This is a genomic window from Empedobacter sp. UBA7494, assembly GCF_002478465.1.
Classification (GTDB): Bacteria; Bacteroidota; Bacteroidia; order Flavobacteriales; family Weeksellaceae; genus Empedobacter; species Empedobacter falsenii_B.
In genome coordinates this window covers 1-21417 of record NZ_DLOC01000026.1, presented here as the reverse complement: position 1 = coordinate 21417, position 21417 = coordinate 1, and the positions used below count along the sequence as shown (strand labels likewise).

The following is a 21417-nucleotide window of genomic DNA, read 5'->3' as shown; positions in this document are numbered from 1 at the left end:
AACAAGGGGAAGATTACATATCAAGCTAAAATTATTTAATATTAAACTGTAAATCTCTCTCGATAGAGTTATTAAGTTTCTTTAATTCTTCTTTCTTTTTAAGATTTTTTTCTTGATCAATCTTTGTATTTTCTCCCGTTTTTGCAGTGATAACTTCTGGGTTATCTTTATAATCTTTGATATATTTTACAAATTCAGATTTTTGCGAATTAATCTTATTAAAATCCTTATAAATCGGATATTCAACATCATCTTCGTTTTCTTTTATACTAATTGGCTCAAAATGAAAGTAACCTTCAGAATCTTTTATATCCAAAATTAAACCTGGTAATCCATGAAATTTGTAAGGCCCATAAGAAACAGGAATATCTTCTGTATACCAAGCTTCCCAAGTTCTACCAAATAAATTTGTTGTAGCTTTTTTTACTTTATAATTATTGATTTTCTTTTCTTCATTTAATAATTTCCATGAAATTTCTGGTACATTATCTTCAAAACTATAATTTAGACGATTAACCGAAGATTTGATATAATAAAGATTAGAATCATTTCTAAAATATAATCTCAAATCATTATTTGGAGACGTTTTCATCTGCAAAAGATCATTTATACTAATCTTATTATTTTTAATTAAATCTGTAATATTTCCATCTGTTGTATCAGCAGTAAATAAATCATTAGATAAAAATGTATAGCCCAACTTATTTGTATGGAGAATCATTTCATCAACTTTTATATCTGATTTATTTATAGAATCTGGAACAAAATTGAAATTATATTTGACTAAATAATTAGAAGGTTTTTTACAGCTAAAAACCGTAGCTATTAAAGCTATCATCGCGATTAAATATCTCATAAAATGTTAATTTATTACAAGATATAAAAAAAAGTCGCATAAAAGCTACTTTTACAATTTATCTAATTCTATTTTTCTTAAGGTGTAGAAATAGAAGCTTGTTGAATTTTTCCGTTGAAATATTTCCAACCATTCAATCCAAAATCGACCAAATATTCAGCCATTTCATCTGGTTGTAAAGGCGCAATATATCCCGGAAACGCTTCTTCTAACATTTCTGTTTGTACCGCTCCCAACGCTACTGCATTTATTCTTGGCCCGTGGTCTTTCAATTCCTCCGCCAACAATTCAGTCAAATTAACCGTTGCCGATTTTGAAGACGAATAAACAGACAAACCTGGAAATTTCACCGAACCTTGCACAGCTCCCATCGTCGAAATATTAACTACATGAGAAGAAGTATCAAATTTTGGCATCAAAACTTGTATCAAGCGATATGGTGCCATAAAATTAATTTGCCAAGAAGTTAACAAATCTTCTTGTTGCATTTCTACAAATGGTTTGTTGATACAAACTCCTGCATTATTGTACAAAACATCTACTTTATTCCAAGATTCCACAGCTTTCAAAACTTCTGAAATCTCATCAAAATTAGACAAATCAACACCGATAAAATCATATTGATTTTCTTTTGCAAAAGATGTTAATTCCTTCAATTTATCTACATTTCGAGAGACTGTCAACACTCGGTTTCCTAATTCCAAATGTTGTTTTGCTAATTCAAAACCAATTCCTCTACTCGCTCCCGTTACAATTATATTTTTCATAGTGTTGTACAAAATTTACAATTCCTTCTATCGTTTCAAACTTTATTCCTTCAAAGATGATGTTATTTTCTGTGATTTCAATATGATTTTCCGCATTATTTTCGACAGAAATTCCATTTCGAATTAAGGCATTTTTTACCCAAAAAGCCAATTCCGAATTTCCTTTTACACCAATCGTTTTAGAAAATGATTTTTGTGTTGAAAAACGATTATTTTTTTCATCATATATCAGATTTTGATTGGATAATTTTTGAATAATTTGATGTTCAAAAGCCATTTGTTCTGGAATATTTTCGAAAAGATTTCCATTTTCAATCCACCAAATTTTATCCGCTTTTTCTAATGCAAAATCAACTTCATGCGTAATCATCAAAAATGATTTATTCGTTTTCAATTTTAATTCATTGAGTAAATTAAAAATTCGATATTGATTCGCTAAATCTAAATTTGATGTCGGTTCATCCAAAATCACCAATTTCGCATCTTGACACAACGCACGCGCAATCATCACCAATTGCAATTGACCTTCGCTGATTTCATTCGCAAATTGATTCGCTAAATTCGAAATTCCAACCAATTCCAAAACCTCATCAATTAAGTTTTGTTCTTCCTCTGAAATCTTTTTCAAAACCTTGTGATAAGGCAAACGTCCCATCGCAACCAATTCCGAAACTTTAATTTTTGGAACAATCGACAAACGTGGTAAAACAACCGTTATTTGCTGCGCAATTTCATGAGAAGATAATTTTTTGATTGAATTATTTTCTAAATAAATTTGTCCATTCAACGTTTTCTGAAAACCTAAAATCGAATTAATCAACGTTGATTTTCCTGCACCATTTTTACCTAAAACAGCAATCAATTCATTCGAATTTATAGTCGCATTTATAGCTAAAACAATTTCTTTTGAACCATATCCAACTGACACATTTTCTAATTTCAAAATGGTATTTTTCATCGCACTTCGTTTTTGTTATTCAACAAAATACTAATGACAATCGGCGCTCCAAACAACGCTGTGATAATATTAATTGGTAATGTTCCGAAGGGAAAAACTTCTGTCAAAATCGAAAATAATAACATGAAAAATATTCCTGAAACGAAAATCCATCGGTACAAAATTTTCATATCACCTGTTCGTAACAATGTTCTACAAATATGTGGAACTGTCAATCCAATAAAACTAATTGGACCTGCGAAAGCCGTTGCTGAAGCCGTTAATAAAGCTGTTGAAATTAAAATCGTAAAACGTAATTTTTTGATATTAATCCCTAAAGATTGTGCATATTTTTCTCCTAATAATAAGGCTGTAATTCCTCTTAAAGTAAATAATGAAACGATGATTCCACTCAAAACAAATAAAGCGAAAACGCCTAATTGTTGCCACGATAAACCACTCAACGAACCGAATCCCCAAACTAAATAGGCTTTAATTTTATCGGAAGGAGCAAAATATTGCATCATGCCAATTAATGCGCCCGCTAAACCTGCAATCATAAATCCTATAATCACTAAAGAAGCGGATGATTTGACACGAAATGATAACGAAATCACTAAAAACAAGGCGACAATTGCACCTAAAAATGAAGCAATAATTGTAATCCAAGGATTATTGAGAAATTCTTCTAAACCAATCATCGAAAAAAGAAAAATAACAATCGCAACGCCTAAACTTGCCATCGAAGTTATTCCTAAAACAGAAGGTTCTGCTAATGGATTCTTGAATAATTCTTGCATTAAAAAACCTGAAATCGGCAACGAAACACCAACCAATAAAGCGGTTAATGATTTTGGTAAACGAAAATTGAGCACAAGATTATGCAACATTTCATCTGAGTGACCAGAAAATACATTAAAAATTTCGGTGAAAGAAATCGAGACTTTTCCAACGCTTAAACTCAAAACAAAAAGTAAAAGCGTCAGAATTATTAAAACAAAAAATAGTGGTTTTTCTTTCATCAAGACAAAGATAGAAATTCTAATAATTTCTTAAAGTTTAATTGTGAATTGGTTTTTATTGAAAATTAATGATTAGTTTCGTTTCATGAATTTTAGAAGTTTCGTTTTAATTATCTCTTCGATTTTTGTGCTATTTACACCATGTAGCATCAAAGCTTCTATTCATACGATTTTGGACGTAGAAAATGTTCATCAAACAAAAACTTCTCAAGTCAAAATCAATCAAAATCATTCGAATTCATGTTCGGTTGTTAAATTTGAAACGATTAAAAAATCAACAAAGAATCTTGATGTTCCGAATTTTGATTTACTCGATTCATCTATTCATTTCATTGGGTTAGCACGTTCTTCATTAATTGAAGAAGATATAGATTCGAATGAAATTCAATCACCAAAAATACCTTTTTATCTGTTGTATAAGCAATTGAAGTATTCGTTGATATCTTAATTTTCCTTAATTAATTTAGACAACAATATTCCATCACTTATATAAAAATTCATGCAAAATAAATCTGTTTTATCAATGGGTAATGCTGTATTGGCGTTACGTTTAGTCATTGGTTGGACGTACTTTTCTGCCTTTTGGAGGCGTTTAATTTTAGAAAATAAACTCGATCCAGAAGCTGCAGGTTATATTGGTGAAAAATTCAATCATTTTTTACCAAATGCCCTTTTCATCAAACCACTTATTCAATATTTAGTCGAAAATCCTGAAGCGTTGCTTTGGAACATGTGGATCTTCACCATCGTAGAAGGCGTTGTGGGTTTACTCTTAATGCTTGGTTACAAAACACGAATCATGAGTATTGCCGTTTTCTTTTTGGCAATGGGAATTTTACTTGGTTCGGGCTGGATTGGTACAACTTGTTTGGACGAATGGCAAATTGGCGTTTTAGGATTAGCTGGAGGTTTTACGCTATTTCAGGTTGGTTCTGGAAAAATTTCGTTGGATTATTTTTTCAATAAAAATCAATTTATTCAACAAGAAAATAATTGGAATTCAATTTCAATCAAAAAGTATAGACCTTATTTTGTAGGTTTTAGTTTTTTTATTTTATTCGTTACTTTGTTTACAAATCAGGTTTTTCATGGTGGAGTTTATGGGACTTTGCACAATAAATCTGTCAAACCAAAAGTAGAAATCTCAAATTTGAAACAACATCAAAACAAGGTTTCGTTTGATGTAATGCGAATAGAAGGCGCTGATGTTTATGGCTCTTTTTTAATCCAAATTGATTTTCATAATCATCAAAATGAAATAATTGAAAGTTTGGATATGCAAGAGTTATCTAATTTGGACAAACAACAAATTTCGAATTATTATGTAGCAAAAGTTACACCGCACAAACACAGTTTGGTGTTACCTTTGGGAGCGAAAGCAAATCTGAATTTTGATATTTCAGAAAAAATTCACAAAGTAGTTTTAACCGATATAAGCGGATTACAATGGGAACAAACAATAACAAATTTATAGCAATGTTAAAAAGAAATTATTCAACAATTATCATAGGTGCGCTGGCTTTGGTCTTACTTTTTGTGCCAGAAGCAAAAGCAATGATGCAACAAGGTTTAATGAAATTAGGCTTATTTGAACCGAAATTAGAAAAAGTTAAACCAACAACTCAACCAAAATCTAAAGCAAATTATACATTCGAAATGGTGTATGCTGACGGAAAAGCAATCAATATGGAAGATTTGAAAGGTAAAGTTGTATTCATGAATTTTTGGGCAACTTGGTGTCCGCCTTGTATCGCGGAAATGCCGTCTATTCAGAAATTATATGATAAAGTAAAAGATAATAACGAAATCGTTATTTTGACGGTTGAAGTAGAAGGAAAACGTGATAAAGTAGCAAAATTTATGGAACGTAAAAATTTATCGTTGCCTGTAGTTTATCCAAATTCATCTATTCCAACTGAGTTTTTTAATGGTTCGTTACCAACAACAGTTATTTTAGACAAGAAAGGAAATATTGCACATACAACAATGGGAATGGCGGATTATTCCGGACAAGATATTGTTGATTTCTTAAATGAACTGAAAGCGATGAATTAATCATTCAACATCATCTAAAAACAAAAAGCTTCGAGAAAATTGTCGAAGCTTTTTATGTTTTATACTATTTTATATTTCTAATAAACTAACCTCAATCCTACACCGAATCCCATATCGCTATCGTAATGAGTTCTGATGTGCATATTTCTGTTTAAGATATAGCTCAACTCGCCCATATACTCTTTATCTGTATTCCACATAAAACCTGCGCGAACTCGTTTTGAAATTGGAATATCCTCTCTCATCAATTGCAAACGAACTTTTCCTGTGTGATAAATTTCAGTCTGGAAATCAATTAACATTGGTAATTTATACACAAAACCAGCACTGAATAAGCCCTTGTTTCGATTAGTTTTTTGACCAAAAATATTCTTCTCTACATTTCCGTGTTCGGCTAACATTTTGTGTTGATTCCAATCAAATCCTACAAAAACTTGAAACCATTGATTTCGACCGATAAAACGTCCCAAATGTGTTTCTACTTCATAACCATGTTCTGGTTTGTAACCAATTCCCCACTCCGAAGTCAAAGCCCAACGCGCATCTTGCACCATCAACATACCATCTAACCCATTTGTAGCGAAATCATTTTCTACCATAACATGCTTCATGTTACTTTCCATTTGTAACATTTTATACGCATGTTTTTTGTTTGGTAAATTTGGATTTTGATAATCTCCAACTTCAAAAACGCGATTCATTCCGCCCATCATATGGTACAAAATATGACAATGAAAAAACCAATCGCCTTCTGTATTTGCCTCAAATTCGATGACATTTGTTTCCAATGGCATAATATCCAACACATTTTTCAGCGGAGAATATTCACCATTTTTATTGATAACACGGAAATCGAAACCATGTAAATGCATCGGATGGCGCATCATCGAATTATTATATAAGGTAATACGCAGAATTTCGCCTTTTTTGACTGGAATTTTATCCGATTCCGAAAACACTTTGTTATCCATACTCCACACATAGCGATTCATATTTCCTGTTAATTCGAAACGCATTTCTTTTATTGGAGCATCTTTCGGAAGTGTTGTGTTTTCAGGTGATTTTAACATTCCGTAATTTAAAGTGGTAATGTTTGAGGATGTATTTCCATGCGAAGAATGATCCATTTCAACCATTTCTGAATGATTTTCAACAGAATCTTTCTTTGATTTTTTGGATTTCATTTTCGATTCGCCGGTAATTTCAGGATACATTACAGTGTTCATGTCCATTTGCTGTAAGCTCATTTTCATTCCCATATCGTTCATCGTTCCATCCATATTCATCATGTCATTCATCATTTTCATACCTTCGAAATACTTCAATTTTGGAAGTGGTTCCATCAATTGTTTCTTTCCTTCACCAATGAACAACGAAGCCGAACCCGTTCTATCCTCAGAAGTTGCTTGAAATTCGTACGATAAACCACCTTCAGGAACTGTAACTACAACATCGTAGGTTTCGGAAACGCCAATAATCAAACGATCAACCTCCAAAGGTTCTACGTCGTTTCCATCATTTGCTACAACCGTAATTTTTCCGCCCGCATAACGCAACCAAAAATAAGTCGACGCACCACCATTCGAAATACGTAAACGAACTTTATCACCTGCTTTGAATTGTTTCAGTTGACTTTCATTCTGAGCATTTATCAAGAATTTTTCGTAATAAACATCGCTCACATCCATTGCCAACATACGTTTCCATTCGTTGGTCAATTTTGTTTTGAAATGCCCTTCTCGAATTGCTTCAGCATAACTTTGCGTTGAACCTTTTTTGATTCCCGCCCAATCGTTTGCATTATGCAACATTCGCTGAATATTTTTTGGATTAAGATCTGTCCATTCACTCAACATTACAGGAATTGTTGGTAAATCATCAATCCCTTTTCGGAAAGTAGGATCGTTTTCGCGTTTTTTCAAAATCATAGAACCATACATTCCAATTTGCTCTTGATATCCAGAATGACTATGATACCAATGTGTTCCGTTCTGAATAACTGGAAATGAATACGTGTACGTTTCACCTGGTTTGATTCCCATTTGCGTCAACATCGGAACTCCATCTTCTTTATTCGGTAACCACACACCATGCCAATGCATAGAAGTATCTTCATTCAATTTATTATGTACACGAATGACAGCCGTATCACCTTCCGTAAACTCCAAAGTTGGCATCGGAATTTGACCATTTACCGAAATAGCTTTTTTATCCTTACCAGAAAAATTAACAATAGTATCACGTACATATAAATCGTATTCTACACGTTTTTGAGCTTGTAAAGCAATCGTCGAAGGAACAAAAAGTAAAAAAAGTAATTTCCTCATGTGAATGATTTATTATAACTGACTAACCTTCTTATAATTCTCCTCATTTTCGAAATAATCAACATTTCCTTGCTGATCTTTCAAAACGATATACGCATTTGCTTTATCAATCTCTTTTCCTGTAAAAGGATCTTTTGCTTTACGCGCAGTTTCATCATTCGGAATTCTTTCTACACACATATTACAACATCCATAATAGGTTTTTCCGTCATAAGTAACTTCGAACTGATCTTTGCCCATATACGCATTGTTCACCATACAAACTTGCTTATTCGGAACCTTATCTCCAACATTGTAAGCCATTGTTTCCGAAGGTTGCATCATTTCTGACATTTGTTCTTCATGAGTAATAACTGTTGGTTCTTCTGTTTTATTTTGACAAGATGTTAATGAAAAAACACTTAATATTGAAACTACTAAAACTATCTTTAAATTCTTCATTTTCATTCTATTTTTTAATTATTATTTCAATGTTTCAACTGTGCTTCCACATGTCAACATCATATTTCCGTAGAAAGGATTTTTAATATCTGATTCTTTACTCAACCAATTCGAACTGCCGTTAAACATTGGACAATTTTGATAATAAACTGTGTAACCTAAATTTGCTTTTTGAGCTAATTTGTACATTGGTTGTGATAATTTTGCAAAAATTATGCGCTGTTTCTCAATATTTTTTTCTTGCGATAATTGTTTCGAAGTTGTTTCTAAATCATTCAAAACTTCCATCCAAACCATATGCGATTCATGTGAAAGTTTACCCATTTCTACAACAGAAATTGATTTATTAAATGCAGTAATTTGTTTCGAAGTTTCACTTTCATTGACTTTTACAAATGCATCTTTCAGCGAAAAATAAACGTCAAAAACTTGAGATAATTGATTTTTTTGTTGAGAAGTTTCGGTTTGATTATGATTAGAATGATTCATTTCTTGATAATTCATCACTATTTTTTTATCCCGAGAATATTGACAATCTTTTTCCAATTTTGCATAAGCTACATCAGGCGCCATATACTCTGCATTATCAAAACCTGCTAGCGCGATGTTTTTCAAGATTTCGTTCGAATTTGTTTTTGCTTTATTGTACGAAATCGAAGCTATTTGAGTCGTTGCATCAAAATCCACTTTCGAAATTCGAGGTTGATTTCCCGCTTTTTCAATTAATTCTTTTGCATTTGCACAATTTCCTTTCACTTCAAATTGTTTTGTTTCTTGATTTTTAAACTGTGCATTTGCTGCAAAAGCAAGAAAACTTCCGATAACTAAAAAACTACATTTTTTCATGATTTTTGATTTAGATTTTATCAATTGGTCGACGCGTATGTTTGCTCAATTGTTTGAAAACAGAAGGCGTCAAACCAGTTACTTTTTTAAATTGCGCACTAAGATGTGCCACACTCGAATAATTCAATTGAAATGCAATTTCACTCAACGATAACTCATCATAAATCATTAATTCTTTGACTTTTTCGATCTTTTGTTGAATAAAATATTTCTCAATTGTTTGCCCCTCCATTTCTGAAAAAAGATTCGAAATATATTTATAATCTAACTTCGTTTGTTCACTCAAATAATCAGACAAATTAACTTTCAGTTCGTTATTTTCTTGATGAACCAATTGAATAATCAATGTTTTGATTTGTTCAATCAACTTGCTACGTTTATCATCGATTAATTCAAAACCAACTTCTTCCAATTCATTTCGAACTAATTCTAATTGATCAGCATCTATCGGATTTTTCAATTCAACTTCTCCCAATTCGATATGATTTGTTTCGATGTTATTCATCTTCAAAATTCGTCCAACCACTACTTTACAGCGATGACAAACCATATTTTTTATAAATAATTTACTTGTATTTTCCATAATATATTCTTCGAAATTTAGCGATTTAATTCACTTAAATTTACAAAATCTTATGTTACAAATTTCGTACAACTTCATTTCAAAAGATTATACAATTTGGAAGATGATGTATATAATTTTCAGATTAATCATTTTTCATTAACCTATTCTTGATAAATGAATTACCAAAATCATCTGGTTTTTGAATATATTTGATTAGAAAAATAATTTCTCAAAACAATAAATTCTATGACAAAAAACGAATTAACTCCAGCAGAACAACAAAACTGCATTCAGATTTTGAAAGAACGCTTTTAGAAAAATATGCACGACATAAAGATTTGGATTGGCTAAAGATTGAAGAAAAAATCATTAATCAACCTGAAAAAATTTGGTCGTTACATCAAATGGAAATTTCAGGAGGTGAACCTGATGTTATTTTTTATGATGATAAAACAGACGAGTATCATATTGTAGATTGTTCGGCAGAAAGTCCAAAAGAGCGTAGAAGTTTGGCGTATGATTACGAAGGACAGACATCTCGCAAAGAACATCAACCAAAAAATAATGCGATAGATGTCGCAAAAAGTATGAAAATTGAGTTGCTTACCGAAGAAGAATATCATTTGTTGCAAGCTGTAGAAATTGTCGATCAAAAAAACTCAAGTTGGTTAAAAACACCAGAAAAAATTAGAGAATTAGGCAGCGCTATATTTGGCGATTATCGTTACGGAACTGTTTTTATTTATCGTAACGGCGCGCAATCTTATTATGCATCTCGTGGTTTTAGAGTAATTTTAAAATTTTGGATAACCTCTCACACCAGAAGCATTCAGAAAAGCTAACATCTTAATTTTGTAATAATTATTTTCTGCATCTTTGATGATATAAAATCGATCCGAGAATAATTTTTGAGGAGCAGTAACTTGTCGCCAAGAATCACCAATTGCACGCTGATCGTCCAAAAATTTTGTTTCATCAATCATCGTTTCATTAAATTTTTCGTAAGTAATTTCATTGGTTACATCTACACGATAGGCTTTTGCACCTGTTTTCAGATTATTGACCACATAATCCGAATATCCATACGAACCATTTCCTGTAATAAGATTAGTGAAAACTGTAAAATTCAAATCCCATTCTAATTTTGGAGGTTCAACATTTACAATATCATTCGTCGTAAAACTGAAGTGAACAAAATTGTGCGTCGTCGTTTTTGCAATGACTTTTTCTTTGTAAGTCGTATCATCCAAATCGGCATATTGCATCACATATTGCTCGTCTTTTTTGATGAATTTCACTTTTTTCCAACCGCGCGAATTCCCAGCAACAGCAGCCGAACCAACCGCAGGCGTTGAAGTTCCCACTTCGTAACCCAAATTCAGTAAATAAACTGGATTATCCGATTCTTTAATTTCCGCAATCGCCGTTTTCATAATATCACCAGCAGGATCGTCAACATATTCTTTGTTCGAATCTGTAAATGTACCTACCGCAACTTCGTTGATTAATTTCCCAACCGATGCTTTTGTTACTTTCGACAAATCGGTTTCGTCCAACGCTTTTACCGCCATATAAATAGAAGTATTTAACATCACGCGGAAATTTGTTCCATTATAAAACCCTAAATCCCAAGAATCTCTTTTTACCTTTGTTTGCGTTCCTTTACTTAAGTCTACATAAACTTGATATTGCTCATTTGGTCCGCCGATTTCCACATCCATTGTTCCTCCAATCGAATTTTCGAAAGAGATTTTTGTTGACGAATATCCTTGAATAATAGCTGATGGATAATCAATTTTTGTAATTTCAAACTGAATCGTTTTATCAGAACGATCAAATGGATAAATCAAATTCCTGAACGTAAAACTTGTCGACGTTTCACCTTTTTTTATTGGAATAATAATTTCTTGATTTGTAACTGCAACAGAAGTTGAATAATCGACATCGTAAGTTGCCTTATCTTCGGTTACTTTAATATGAATTTCTCCATCTTGCTCTGCTACTTTAGAATAAATTAAATTTATTGTTTTCTCATTATCAATCTTACTAAAATCGATACTTGCATCCTTAAAAGCAACAACAAAATCTTGTCCAATTGGATTGTTTTCATCATTACACGACCACCAAAAAGAAAGACTAAACAATAGGGTATATATAAATATTTTTTTCATGATTTTTTGATTAATTAATTCCTAAATTGAAGGTAAGTTTAGCGAAATACGAACGTCCATATCCATACAAAATACTCGTAGAACCTTGACTGTGAGCACCATCATTTCCAGATGAACTGTTCAAATACTTAACATCAAAAAGATTTCTTGCACCAATTGTTAAACTAAGTTTTTTGTTCCAAAAACTTTGTCTTATTGACGCATCTATCCAGTTAAAAGCTTCTTGTTTACCTTTTACTAAAATTTGTTCACTTGTATTTGACGGATTATTTTTCAAGACAAATTGCTCTTGAGCTCCATTGTATTTATAGAAAAGTGAGAAAATTGTATTGGTTTTTGGCAAAGTGTACGAAACATTTGCATTGATTTGCGTTGAATAGAAATATTTATTTTTAACTGAATTTACAGCAACTGCTTCATCAATATCTTGCTTGATGCCTGTCAACGTAAAACCAACTCCTCCCGAAAATTGATGGACTTTGAATTGATTCAAATACGTAATACCTTGTACATCGTAATTATCAATATTACGATATTGATATTTCAATGGAGATTCTTCGACAACAATCAAATCAATCTTATCTTTCAGATTAATTTTCCACAACGATACTTTTTGCTCTAATGAATTATTTTCTCCGATATACCAATTCTTTTTTAAGTGAACAAAAGCAGAAACTCCTTTTTCTGGATTCAGATTTTCGTTTCCTTGCACATTATGATTGACGTCTACGAAATACGAATACATTTCCTCATAATTTGGCAAACGTGGCGAAGTCCCAACAATCGCGCGCAATTCCCACTGTTTTCCAAATAGATATTTCGCACTCAAACTCATCACATATTGCGTATCAAATTGCTCCGAAAACATCACGCGAGCGCCTGGGCGAAACGAAAGTTTATCATTTAGATTAATCTCAGAAGAAGCAAAAAAATCATACGTTCCTAATTTTCTTTCTATCGGTTTTTGAAAAAATTCTCCTGCCGAAGTTGAAGCAAAACCTTTTGTTTGATCGATTTCATAACCAAATTGAAAATCGAAATAATCATTTTTATTGATAAAATTGCTGAACATTCCTTTCGAATAATACACCTTTCGACTTTCATATTCGAATTTGTTTACATCATGTTCAACACCTTCAAGAATTTCATAATTATACGATTTCAATTTTCTTTTTTGTTCTTGATATGAAAACGAAACATCATAATTAATTGCTTTTCTAAATCGCCCAGAAGCATTTAAGTGATTGTAAATACGATCTGTTGTATACGTTCTATCTTTTCCAAAATAATCAACCGTCGCAGTTGGCGCATTCGGTGCAAGAGTTGGATTGGGATCGTAATACTTGGTCTCTTCGTTGAAATATTCGAATTTATAAAACAAACGATAATTGTCTTTTTTATATTGAACAAATGCTTTTGCTGCATTTTGCTCTTTTGGCAACCATTCGTATCCTCTCAATCCATCATTATTAGGATAATTCTTTCCTTTTCTATCATCAAAAAACCCTTGAAAATCATTACGTGAAAAACTTAAATTAGCGTAGATTTTGTCTGAAAATTTATGCCCGATTTTCAAGGATTGTATATGTCTTCCCTTATTTTTCCAATTGTATTCGTCGCCAATTGTTTCCTCTTGCAAAGTCGCAGAAATATCAAATTTATTCTTCCCTCCTTTTTTAGTAATAATATTGATCACTCCCGCAATAGAATTCGCTCCGTATTCAACTCCCATCGCTCCTTCTACGATTTCTATTTGCTGAATATCATCTAAATTAATTTGCGTTAAATCGGTATTATTTCCTAAACCTTCGTCGTTAACTAATGGAATATTATCCACCAAAATTTTGAAATATTGCGCATCCAAACCAAACATTTGCACCGTCGATTTTCCTGTAGAAGAACTCGGAATAATATTCATATTCAATGTTTGATTTAAAACATCTGCCAATGTATTTCCTGCTTGTCGCTCGATCATTTCTTGCGAAATCACTTTTACTTCGTAAATAGATTTCTTGACCGATTGTGCATTATATTGCCCAGAAATAACGGTTTGTTCCAAATTAATCGTCGAATCTTTTGGAAACGAATTAATTTCTTGAGCCTGTAGAGTTAGTGTTGTAAGTAAGCTTAGTAGAAAAAAGCGCCTCTTCATTTGTCCTTAATTTTATTATTTAGAATTAGTCTAATAATTAATAAGACAAATGTAAACGAATTTTTTAATTTATTTTTATTTATTCTAAATTAATTTATTGAATACTGATAAAAATCGAGTTTCATCTTCTAATCCTGATAAAAGAATGAGATGTTAAAACATTATCAATCAACTTAATTTGTTAAAAATTAAATTAAGGAAACTAAAAATTGAAGGAAATTAAAACGAATTATTTTCGTTTAGGTTTTGTTTTTGTAACAGCAAAATAAGACGCTGTAAAAGCAGACAAACTTTTGTAACCGACTTTATAAGCTATTTCGCTCAATGTAAAATTATTGGTATCTATTAATTCAATACTTTTTAGAATTCGGACAAGTTGCATATATTTTTGAAGTGTAATTCCCGTTTCTTGTTTGAAAATTCGTTGCAAATTTCGAGCAGACATATTCGCTTTATCTGTCAATTCATTCAAATTAAAATTTGTCGAATAATGAAAATGAATGTACTCACTCACAGGAATTAAACGTTTATCAACAAGAACTGGCAACTCCAAATTATGGTTTTCATCACAAAAATGAGGCAAACTATACAACATCGAATTTAAGAAAATCTTTTGCTCCTTATCTTCTACCAAAAATTTATTCCATTTTGAAGCATATAGCATCATTTCCTTTAGAATTGGCGGTGCAACAAAAACATGAATATCGTTGTAAAAATCCTCCTTAAAAGTTTCTTTAAACAAAATCAACATTGGATTGACGGTTTTCGCCTCAGAAGTTGTACGATGTAGCTTATTTGCAGGAATCCAAATAACATGATTTTGAGGGACTAAATAAATCTTTTGTTCGATATGAAAATATTGGTAACCTTCTTCAACATAATTCAATTGGAAATAATCATGCGAATGAACCTCATCCGCATTTTTGCGATTCTTCTCGTACCAAACATAAGTATTGGTCGTCATATGATCCGAATATTCTCCAATAATTTGTTTCATAAATGAATTAATTTTTCCTTTTGTACATTTAGCTAATTATAGCAATAAAACCGTCAGTTCGAGTGAAATTCTGGAAGAATTTTATATCGAGAATAAGGTTTTAGAAGATAAAAATTCATCTTAATTCTCGATACAATTTTTATTCATTTCATTTCTAAAAATCACTCGAACTGACGAATTTTAATTCAAGATATACAAAATGTTAATTTTATTTGTCGTTCTAAATATAATATATGGCAAAATTAATAAAAACGACATGATTAATTTTGTAACCGAATTAGAAATATCAAGTCAATGGAAAAAAATAAAAATATTTGGATTGGAATTGCAGTTGTCATTTTAGTTTCAACTAACCTAAGAGCACCAAATACCGCTGTTAGTCCAATTTTAGATGAAATGAAATCTGTCTTAAAAATAGACAATTTTCAGGCAAGTTTATTGACTTCAATTCCACTTTTCGTGTTCGCATTTTGTTCAATTTTGGTGAGTAAAGCCACTGCAAAAATTAACATTCGACATGGATTAATTTATTCCTTAATCATTCTAATTATCGGGATTTACGCTCGTATTTACGGCAATATTTCAATGTTATATATCGGTTCGTTACTAATTGGATTGGGAATTTGTATTGGAAATGTTTTGACACCAGCCTATATAAAAAATACGTTTCCAACAAAAATTGGAATTATGACAGGTATTTTTTCGGTTTCGATGAGTTTAATCGCCGCATTAGCTTCTGGATTGAGTATTGCAATTGGAAACTGGACAAATTTAGGTTGGAAAGGTTCTCTTGGAGTTTGGATTATAGCGGCTATAGCTGCACTTATAATTGTCTGTATTGATTCCTTAAAAAATAAATCAACGACTCAACAAAAAACTGTTCAATCAGAGGATGTAAAATTCAATATTTTCAAATCGAAACAAGCATGGAACATTAGTATTTTTATGGGATTACAATCGTAGATTTATTATTGTTTAGTTGCATTATTACCTACTTTACTCATTGATTTTGGCATGACAAAAACCAATGCAGGTTGGGTATTTTCGGTTTTACAACTTGCCATGTTACCCGCCATGTTAATCAGTCCAGTTTTAGCCTCACGCATGAAAAATCCAAAAATTATGATTTACATAACTTCCATTTTATATTTTATTGGAATCATAACATTGTTAATTTTCAAAGCAAAATTCAGTTATTTGAGTGCGATTTTAATTGGAATTGCAGGAGGATTTGTCTTTAGTCTTTCTATTTTATTCTTCTCATTGAGAACAAAAACAATGGTCGGAACTATTAAAATTTCGGGAATGGCACAATCTGTTGGTTATTTAATTGCAGCATTTGGACCTCCTATTTTCGGAAAATTATATGATATCGATTCTACTTGGAGCTATTCATTATACTTTTTAATGTTCTGCATGATGATCCTAACATTTTTTGGAACAAAAGCTTCTCAACCCAAATTTGTGGAGGAAAATTAAAAATAATTCAAACTTACAAGTAACATATATCAAACAAAAACGTCTATAGAATAGAACACGTTATCAACGTGTTATTCGCACAAATTGATTATATTACATGTACGTTTATGAAAACCAAAATTATACAACCTCATCATCCTGAATTAAAAAATATTGTTCAATATTTCATCCTTTTCAGATCTGAAAAGGATGAAAAGATTGATTATTCAACCTTTCCTAATACTAATCTTTGTCTTTCCATTTACAAGCAGAATAAAATCATTCTCGAAAAAAATAAAACTAACAAACATCTTTTTACCTTAAAAGGAAATGTTACGTACAAAAGTTATTTATCAGGATTTCACGAATCTAATCTTAATGTAAGCATTAATGCTGCTTTAGATGAAGTTTGTATTATTTTTCATCCAGCTGCGTTACGTTTATTTACAAATATTTCGTACGATGAATTAATTAAAATTGATGAAGTTTTCGAAATGATTTTCCCAAAATTTGCAACAGATTTTACAGAACAATTATTTGAGGAAAAGAATTCGTTAAAAAGAATTTTAATGCTCGAAAATATACTATTGAAAAGTTTAAATCAAGATTATTTAAATACTAAAACCAAAGAAATCTTATACCTTATTCAACAAAAAGATGAATTAAAAGTTAGTCCTTTAGCCAAACAACTTTCTATGAACGAATCTACTTTATATCGGCTGTTTATGAATCAAATTGGGCAAAGTCCGAAATCTTTTTTGAAAACAGTTCGATTTAGAAAAGCGCTAGATTCTGTTCTTCATTTCGAAAAAGAAAAACTTACGCATATCGCTTACCAAAATAATTATACAGATCAATATCATTTTATCCGCGATTTTAAAGAAATTACGGGACAATCGCCCAATCAATTAAGAAATAAAACAAGCATTCAACAAGAACAATTGGCTTGGATTTATGCGCAACATTAAGCTGCACGATTTTTTCAATTTTATCTTTCTTCGATACTTTTTCTTTGTTATAAATTAATATAACATATGAAAAATCTTATTTTGATTAGCTGCTATTTGATTGCCTTTAGCTTTTGTTCATCAGCATTTGGGCAACAATTCACAATAAAAGGAAAAGTGATCAATCAACATGATAAAGCACTTGAATTTGCTGATATTCTTCTTTTCGAAAATGATAGTTTACTTATCAACCAAGCGTATACAGATAGTCTGGGATTATTTTCTATGAAAATAGATGCTGGAACTTATTTACCTAAAATAGAACAATTTGGCGTAGAATTTTATTCTCAAGAAATAGAAATCAAGCAAGATAAAGACTTAGGGCTTGTCAAAATTCAAGATGCTACAACTTTAGAAGGCACAACGATTACAGCAAAAAAGAAATTGATTGAACAGAAAGTAGATCGTCTTGTTTACAATATCGAAAATTCTATTGCTTCGCAAGGAATGTCTGCTTTGGACGCTTTACGAAACACACCAATGGTGAATGTCATTAATGATAATATTTCGATTGTCGGAAAAAGAAATGTTGCTGTAATGGTAAATGACAGAATGCTTAATTTATCAGGAAGCGAACTAACGAATTATCTACAATCGCTGCACTCCGACGATATTGCGAAAATCGAAATCATTACAACTCCTCCTTCAAAATATGATGCGCAAGGAAATAATTGAATTATTAATATTATTTTAAAGAAAAATCCCAATCTTGGCTGGAGCGGGAGTGTAAATTCTTCGTATCAACGAGATTCGCACAATGGTTTCAGAACGGGCGGAACGCTTAATTATCAATCGAATAAAATAAGTAGTTCACTAAAAATAAATCAAGGTGATATTAATTACAAATTACACAGTAGTCGAAATCTTATTGGGAAAGAAACCGCAATTTATACAAACGAAGAAAGGCATGATAATCCAAAGATTTTTAGTGTTAATTATAACTTAGATGTCAAAATCAATAAAAATCAAAATACAGGATTTATTTACAGTTATAGCAAGTTGAATTATGATATGGATACAAAAGGAATCAGCCGATATCAAACACATTCTATTATCGATTCTACTTTGTATACCAATCAAAAAGAACATTGGTCAACACATACACATACCTTGAATGCCTATTATGACAAAATTAGATAGCATTGGAAAAAAGCTAAATTTTACCGCGAATTTTCTAAATAATTCACCCAAAAAATTCAATGATTTTAATACACAAAATGAGTTGAATAATAACGAAACTTTAATCCAAAACAATAGAAAAATGAAGTATTCGATCTTTTCGATGCAAGTTGATTTTACTTTACCTTACAAATGGTTGAATATAGAAACGGGGTTAAAATATACTTTGCTCGACAACAAATCGAATGTGGGATATTATGAATTTGATGGAGTAGATTTTATTTTGATTCCTACTAACAGCAATGTTTTTCAGTACAAAGAAAATAATTACGCGGCTTATGTGAGTTTTCAAAAAGATTTCAATCAAAAATGGTCAGCAAAACCTGGTTTACGATACGAATACACTTCGCTAGAAGGTTTTACACCAAATGACGAAAACAGCAGTCTGAAAAAGATCTACGGAAAATTCTTTCCTACAGCTTATATAAGTTATAGACCAAATACAAATCATTCGTTCAGTATCGATTATTCCAAAAGAATAAATCGTCCCAATTTTCAATCTTTAAATACATTCCGTTGGTACACGAATCCGTATATGTATTACACAGGAATTCCTAAATTACAACCATCATTTAATGATAATATTGAACTAAATTAATCTACAAAGGAAAATTTACATTTGGACTATACTATCAATTTAGCCAAAATAACACATCGAATATTACACGTTTTTCGGACGAAATTTACAGCAACGTAATAAAAATAGTTATGACCAAAACAGAACGGGATTCAATATTGTATATTACAACACAATTTTCAAAATTTGGGAAACCTCAATCAATGCAAATGCATCTTATACAATCACAAAACCGACAATTTCTGAATTGGAAAAAATGAAAGTTTATTCGATGTCATATACCTTTTACAAGACTATTACACTAAATTATAATAAAAAGCGGTATTTGATGCTGAACTTCTGACATTCGCTTTCATTCACCTATGCCAACATAAAACTGCAAGATCAATTAGAATTTTCGCCAGGCATTAAAGCTTCGTTTTTCGATAAAAAATTACAAGCTAATTTTGTGGTAAATGATGTATTCAAAACGATTAAAAACAAAGGGTATTCGTATAATAGCGATTATCGTTCGGAGTTTTATCAATACAATGATTACCGAGGTTTTAAACTTAGTTTAACATACAATTTTGGAAATAACAAAGTGAAAGAAAACAACAAAAAAGTGAATTTCGAGGAACAAAACAGAGCAAATTAAACTTAATATAAATCTCAAAAACATCAACATAACTGTTAACCTTTAAATTTCGCCACTATTTATCAAAAAATTTGAAAATAGTTAAAGTGCATTCCGATGAATATGAGATATTTATTTGATTTAACACATCAATATAAATTAACAAGAACTAAAATTAATGAAGAAAGCATTAGAAAATTATTCAATTTATTAAAGAAATTATTCCTGTTACCGTAGGTATTTTGATTGCGCTGTTTATTGACAATTGGAACACAAATAGAAAAGACAAAGTTTATATTTATCAAGTATTTTCAACAATAAAAAGTGAATTGAATGAAACAACAGAAGAAATAAAATACAATATTCCATTGCAAAATTCTTATGTCGATTCGCTGGAATACTATGCTGATAACGAAAGTGTTAACATTTTGGATGTCACAATGAAATGTAAAGGTGTTTTTATTCCTCAAATTAAAACAAGCGCTTGGAAATCAGTTTCTACTTCCAAAATTGACTTGATAAATTATGATAAAATCACTTCTTTATCTAATATTGAAGAACAAAACAGAATTTTTCATGAATTTCTTATACTCCAACTTTTATGAAACAGAAAAGAACAAAAAAGAGACCATCAAAATTCTAATATTAGACATTATTCAAACCGAAAAAACAATTCAACGACAAATTGATTTTTATAATAAGAAGTAAGGTTTAAGGTTATCAAAATATTTGAAACAAATCTAAATATCAATATTTTAGAAAGTATTAACAATTAAAAAAAGGGTTTGGCGCGAAAATTACATTCAATATTTTCAAAATAAATTCTACTTAAAAATGAATACAACAAGAATTTCTAAAACATTACAAAAAGCACTAAATGATCAAATTACATTAGAAGCTTTTTCTGCACAAATTTATCTTATGCTTGCATGTTGGGCAGATGAAAATCAATTGGACGGAGTCAAAAATTTTATGATGAAACACTCTCAGGAAGAACGAGTACATATGGCTAAAATTATAGAATATGTGCAAGAACGTGGTGGTATTGTAAAAATTGAAGCAATTAAAAAACCTGGACCTGAACCTAAAAATGTATTAGAGTGTTTTCAAGCTGTTTTAAAACAAGAAATCGAAAATACCGAATCCATCTACAAAATTGTAAAAATGAGTATGGAGGAAGAAGATTGGGCAACATCGAATTTCTTACAATGGTTGGTTGCTGAACAACGTGAAGAAGAAAAATTAGCACTCGATTTATTAGACAAAGTAAAATTAGCGGGTGGGGCTAATATGTCTGATGCTGCAAAATTTGATTTAAACAAAACGATCGGTAATACAGGACAAGATTTTCCGACAGCAGATCAAATTAATCCATTAGCAGAATAATTTATTCATCATTCATCTCAAAGGGCTAATTTCTTAAAAGAAATTAGCCCTTTGAGAT

The 21417-nt window shown here is 31.0% G+C and carries 22 protein-coding genes and 1 pseudogene; 12 read left to right on the top strand and 11 right to left on the bottom strand.

What is annotated here, in order from left to right; translation table 11 throughout:
• Positions 1-31 precede the first annotated feature (31 nt).
• The 4 genes from B4E95_RS02585 to B4E95_RS02570 all read right to left on the bottom strand — a co-directional run bounded on the left by B4E95_RS02585 (position 32) and on the right by B4E95_RS02570 (position 3582).
• On the bottom strand, positions 32-856 hold the full coding sequence (locus tag B4E95_RS02585) for a GLPGLI family protein (RefSeq protein WP_221855273.1): 825 nt from the start codon (positions 854-856) through the stop codon (positions 32-34).
• 77 nt (positions 857-933) lie between these two features.
• Entirely contained in the window at positions 934-1623 is a 690-nt protein-coding gene (locus tag B4E95_RS02580) for an SDR family NAD(P)-dependent oxidoreductase (RefSeq protein ID WP_221855271.1), read from the bottom strand.
• Complete coding sequence (locus tag B4E95_RS02575) at positions 1592-2581, bottom strand: ABC transporter ATP-binding protein (protein WP_291063774.1); 990 nt, start codon at positions 2579-2581, stop codon at positions 1592-1594. The genes B4E95_RS02580 and B4E95_RS02575 overlap by 32 nt, the downstream gene beginning before the upstream one ends.
• Complete coding sequence (locus tag B4E95_RS02570) at positions 2578-3582, bottom strand: FecCD family ABC transporter permease (protein WP_291063775.1); 1005 nt, start codon at positions 3580-3582, stop codon at positions 2578-2580. Before B4E95_RS02570 ends, B4E95_RS02575 begins: the two co-directional genes overlap by 4 nt.
• Positions 3583-3667: 85 nt before the next feature.
• On the opposite strand from B4E95_RS02570, the gene B4E95_RS02565 reads away from it, so the two are divergent.
• Genes B4E95_RS02565 through B4E95_RS02555 form a run of 3 tightly spaced genes read left to right on the top strand, consistent with a single transcriptional unit; the run spans position 3668 to position 5637 of the window.
• On the top strand, positions 3668-4030 hold the full coding sequence (locus B4E95_RS02565; protein WP_291063776.1) for a hypothetical protein: 363 nt from the start codon (positions 3668-3670) through the stop codon (positions 4028-4030).
• A gap of 51 nt (positions 4031-4081) precedes the next feature.
• A complete protein-coding gene (locus tag B4E95_RS02560; RefSeq protein WP_291063778.1) occupies positions 4082-5056 on the top strand; it encodes a TQO small subunit DoxD in 975 nt (324 codons plus the stop codon).
• Positions 5057-5058: 2 nt separating this feature from the next.
• Positions 5059-5637, top strand: a complete 579-nt coding sequence (locus tag B4E95_RS02555; RefSeq protein ID WP_291089720.1) for a TlpA family protein disulfide reductase — start codon at positions 5059-5061, stop codon at positions 5635-5637.
• Positions 5638-5714: 77 nt separating this feature from the next.
• On the opposite strand, the gene B4E95_RS02550 is transcribed toward B4E95_RS02555, so the two are convergent.
• From B4E95_RS02550 to B4E95_RS02535, 4 genes are read right to left on the bottom strand one after another with little or no spacing between them, the layout of a single operon-like run.
• Positions 5715-7964 carry a multicopper oxidase domain-containing protein gene (locus B4E95_RS02550; RefSeq protein ID WP_291089717.1) on the bottom strand — a complete coding sequence of 750 codons (2250 nt, stop codon included), beginning with the start codon at positions 7962-7964 and terminating at the stop codon, positions 5715-5717.
• A 12-nt stretch (positions 7965-7976) separates the two neighbouring features.
• Positions 7977-8411, bottom strand: a complete 435-nt coding sequence (locus B4E95_RS02545) for a hypothetical protein (RefSeq protein WP_409516809.1) — start codon at positions 8409-8411, stop codon at positions 7977-7979.
• A gap of 15 nt (positions 8412-8426) precedes the next feature.
• Positions 8427-9251 carry a DUF3347 domain-containing protein gene (locus B4E95_RS02540; RefSeq protein ID WP_291089712.1) on the bottom strand — a complete coding sequence of 275 codons (825 nt, stop codon included), beginning with the start codon at positions 9249-9251 and terminating at the stop codon, positions 8427-8429.
• Positions 9252-9261: 10 nt separating this feature from the next.
• Entirely contained in the window at positions 9262-9834 is a 573-nt protein-coding gene (locus B4E95_RS02535) for a helix-turn-helix domain-containing protein (protein ID WP_180906139.1), read from the bottom strand.
• A 320-nt stretch (positions 9835-10154) separates the two neighbouring features.
• Between B4E95_RS02535 and B4E95_RS02530 the strand changes: the two genes are divergently transcribed.
• A complete protein-coding gene (locus tag B4E95_RS02530) occupies positions 10155-10658 on the top strand; it encodes a DUF4256 domain-containing protein (RefSeq protein ID WP_349680099.1) in 504 nt (167 codons plus the stop codon).
• Here B4E95_RS02530 and B4E95_RS02525 read toward each other — a convergent pair.
• From B4E95_RS02525 to B4E95_RS02515, 3 genes are all read right to left on the bottom strand, one after another.
• On the bottom strand, positions 10611-11987 hold the full coding sequence (locus B4E95_RS02525; protein ID WP_291089709.1) for an HmuY family protein: 1377 nt from the start codon (positions 11985-11987) through the stop codon (positions 10611-10613). The two genes, B4E95_RS02530 and B4E95_RS02525, sit on opposite strands and share 48 nt — an antisense overlap.
• A gap of 10 nt (positions 11988-11997) precedes the next feature.
• Complete coding sequence (locus B4E95_RS02520; RefSeq protein ID WP_291089705.1) at positions 11998-14139, bottom strand: TonB-dependent receptor plug domain-containing protein; 2142 nt, start codon at positions 14137-14139, stop codon at positions 11998-12000.
• Positions 14140-14368: 229 nt separating this feature from the next.
• Positions 14369-15136, bottom strand: a complete 768-nt coding sequence (locus tag B4E95_RS02515; protein ID WP_291089702.1) for a helix-turn-helix domain-containing protein — start codon at positions 15134-15136, stop codon at positions 14369-14371.
• Between the two features lie 294 nt (positions 15137-15430).
• On the opposite strand from B4E95_RS02515, the pseudogene B4E95_RS13050 reads away from it, so the two are divergent.
• The 8 genes and pseudogenes from B4E95_RS13050 (at position 15431) to B4E95_RS02470 (ending at position 21359) form a co-directional block, all read left to right on the top strand.
• A pseudogene (locus B4E95_RS13050) lies at positions 15431-16615 on the top strand (CynX/NimT family MFS transporter).
• Positions 16616-16722: 107 nt separating this feature from the next.
• Positions 16723-17562, top strand: coding sequence for an AraC family transcriptional regulator (locus B4E95_RS02500; RefSeq protein ID WP_291089694.1), 840 nt, complete (start codon positions 16723-16725; stop codon positions 17560-17562).
• A 66-nt stretch (positions 17563-17628) separates the two neighbouring features.
• The gene (locus B4E95_RS02495; RefSeq protein WP_291089691.1) at positions 17629-18276 is read left to right on the top strand and encodes a carboxypeptidase-like regulatory domain-containing protein; all 648 of its coding nucleotides are present in this window, start codon (positions 17629-17631) and stop codon (positions 18274-18276) included.
• A gap of 336 nt (positions 18277-18612) precedes the next feature.
• Complete coding sequence (locus tag B4E95_RS02490) at positions 18613-18741, top strand: hypothetical protein (protein ID WP_291063806.1); 129 nt, start codon at positions 18613-18615, stop codon at positions 18739-18741.
• A complete protein-coding gene (locus B4E95_RS02485) occupies positions 18716-19378 on the top strand; it encodes an outer membrane beta-barrel family protein (protein ID WP_349680097.1) in 663 nt (220 codons plus the stop codon). The genes B4E95_RS02490 and B4E95_RS02485 overlap by 26 nt, the downstream gene beginning before the upstream one ends.
• A 349-nt stretch (positions 19379-19727) precedes the next feature.
• Positions 19728-19994 (top strand): outer membrane beta-barrel protein, encoded by a 267-nt coding sequence (locus tag B4E95_RS02480; protein WP_291073109.1) that lies wholly within the window; start codon positions 19728-19730, stop codon positions 19992-19994.
• 308 nt (positions 19995-20302) lie between these two features.
• Positions 20303-20578 carry a hypothetical protein gene (locus B4E95_RS02475; protein ID WP_291073092.1) on the top strand — a complete coding sequence of 92 codons (276 nt, stop codon included), beginning with the start codon at positions 20303-20305 and terminating at the stop codon, positions 20576-20578.
• 229 nt (positions 20579-20807) lie between these two features.
• Positions 20808-21359, top strand: coding sequence for a ferritin (locus B4E95_RS02470; protein ID WP_291063810.1), 552 nt, complete (start codon positions 20808-20810; stop codon positions 21357-21359).
• Positions 21360-21417 lie beyond the last annotated feature (58 nt).

Excerpts from the sequence above, each read along its gene's own strand:
- B4E95_RS02585 (WP_221855273.1), bottom strand. The coding sequence starts at position 856 with ATGAGATATTTAATCGCGATGATAGCTTTAATAGCTACGGTTTTTAGC.
- B4E95_RS02580 (WP_221855271.1), bottom strand. The coding sequence starts at position 1,623 with ATGAAAAATATAATTGTAACGGGAGCGAGTAGAGGAATTGGTTTTGAA.
- B4E95_RS02575 (WP_291063774.1), bottom strand. The coding sequence starts at position 2,581 with ATGAAAAATACCATTTTGAAATTAGAAAATGTGTCAGTTGGATATGGT.
- B4E95_RS02570 (WP_291063775.1), bottom strand. The coding sequence starts at position 3,582 with ATGAAAGAAAAACCACTATTTTTTGTTTTAATAATTCTGACGCTTTTA.
- B4E95_RS02565 (WP_291063776.1), top strand. The coding sequence starts at position 3,668 with ATGAATTTTAGAAGTTTCGTTTTAATTATCTCTTCGATTTTTGTGCTA.
- B4E95_RS02560 (WP_291063778.1), top strand. The coding sequence starts at position 4,082 with ATGCAAAATAAATCTGTTTTATCAATGGGTAATGCTGTATTGGCGTTA.
- B4E95_RS02555 (WP_291089720.1), top strand. The coding sequence starts at position 5,059 with ATGTTAAAAAGAAATTATTCAACAATTATCATAGGTGCGCTGGCTTTG.
- B4E95_RS02550 (WP_291089717.1), bottom strand. The coding sequence starts at position 7,964 with ATGAGGAAATTACTTTTTTTACTTTTTGTTCCTTCGACGATTGCTTTA.
- B4E95_RS02545 (WP_409516809.1), bottom strand. The coding sequence starts at position 8,411 with ATGAAAATGAAGAATTTAAAGATAGTTTTAGTAGTTTCAATATTAAGT.
- B4E95_RS02540 (WP_291089712.1), bottom strand. The coding sequence starts at position 9,251 with ATGAAAAAATGTAGTTTTTTAGTTATCGGAAGTTTTCTTGCTTTTGCA.
- B4E95_RS02535 (WP_180906139.1), bottom strand. The coding sequence starts at position 9,834 with ATGGAAAATACAAGTAAATTATTTATAAAAAATATGGTTTGTCATCGC.
- B4E95_RS02525 (WP_291089709.1), bottom strand. The coding sequence starts at position 11,987 with ATGAAAAAAATATTTATATATACCCTATTGTTTAGTCTTTCTTTTTGG.
- B4E95_RS02520 (WP_291089705.1), bottom strand. The coding sequence starts at position 14,139 with ATGAAGAGGCGCTTTTTTCTACTAAGCTTACTTACAACACTAACTCTA.
- B4E95_RS02515 (WP_291089702.1), bottom strand. The coding sequence starts at position 15,136 with ATGAAACAAATTATTGGAGAATATTCGGATCATATGACGACCAATACT.
- B4E95_RS02500 (WP_291089694.1), top strand. The coding sequence starts at position 16,723 with ATGAAAACCAAAATTATACAACCTCATCATCCTGAATTAAAAAATATT.
- B4E95_RS02495 (WP_291089691.1), top strand. The coding sequence starts at position 17,629 with ATGAAAAATCTTATTTTGATTAGCTGCTATTTGATTGCCTTTAGCTTT.
- B4E95_RS02490 (WP_291063806.1), top strand. The coding sequence starts at position 18,613 with ATGGATACAAAAGGAATCAGCCGATATCAAACACATTCTATTATCGAT.
- B4E95_RS02485 (WP_349680097.1), top strand. The coding sequence starts at position 18,716 with ATGCCTATTATGACAAAATTAGATAGCATTGGAAAAAAGCTAAATTTT.
- B4E95_RS02470 (WP_291063810.1), top strand. The coding sequence starts at position 20,808 with ATGAATACAACAAGAATTTCTAAAACATTACAAAAAGCACTAAATGAT.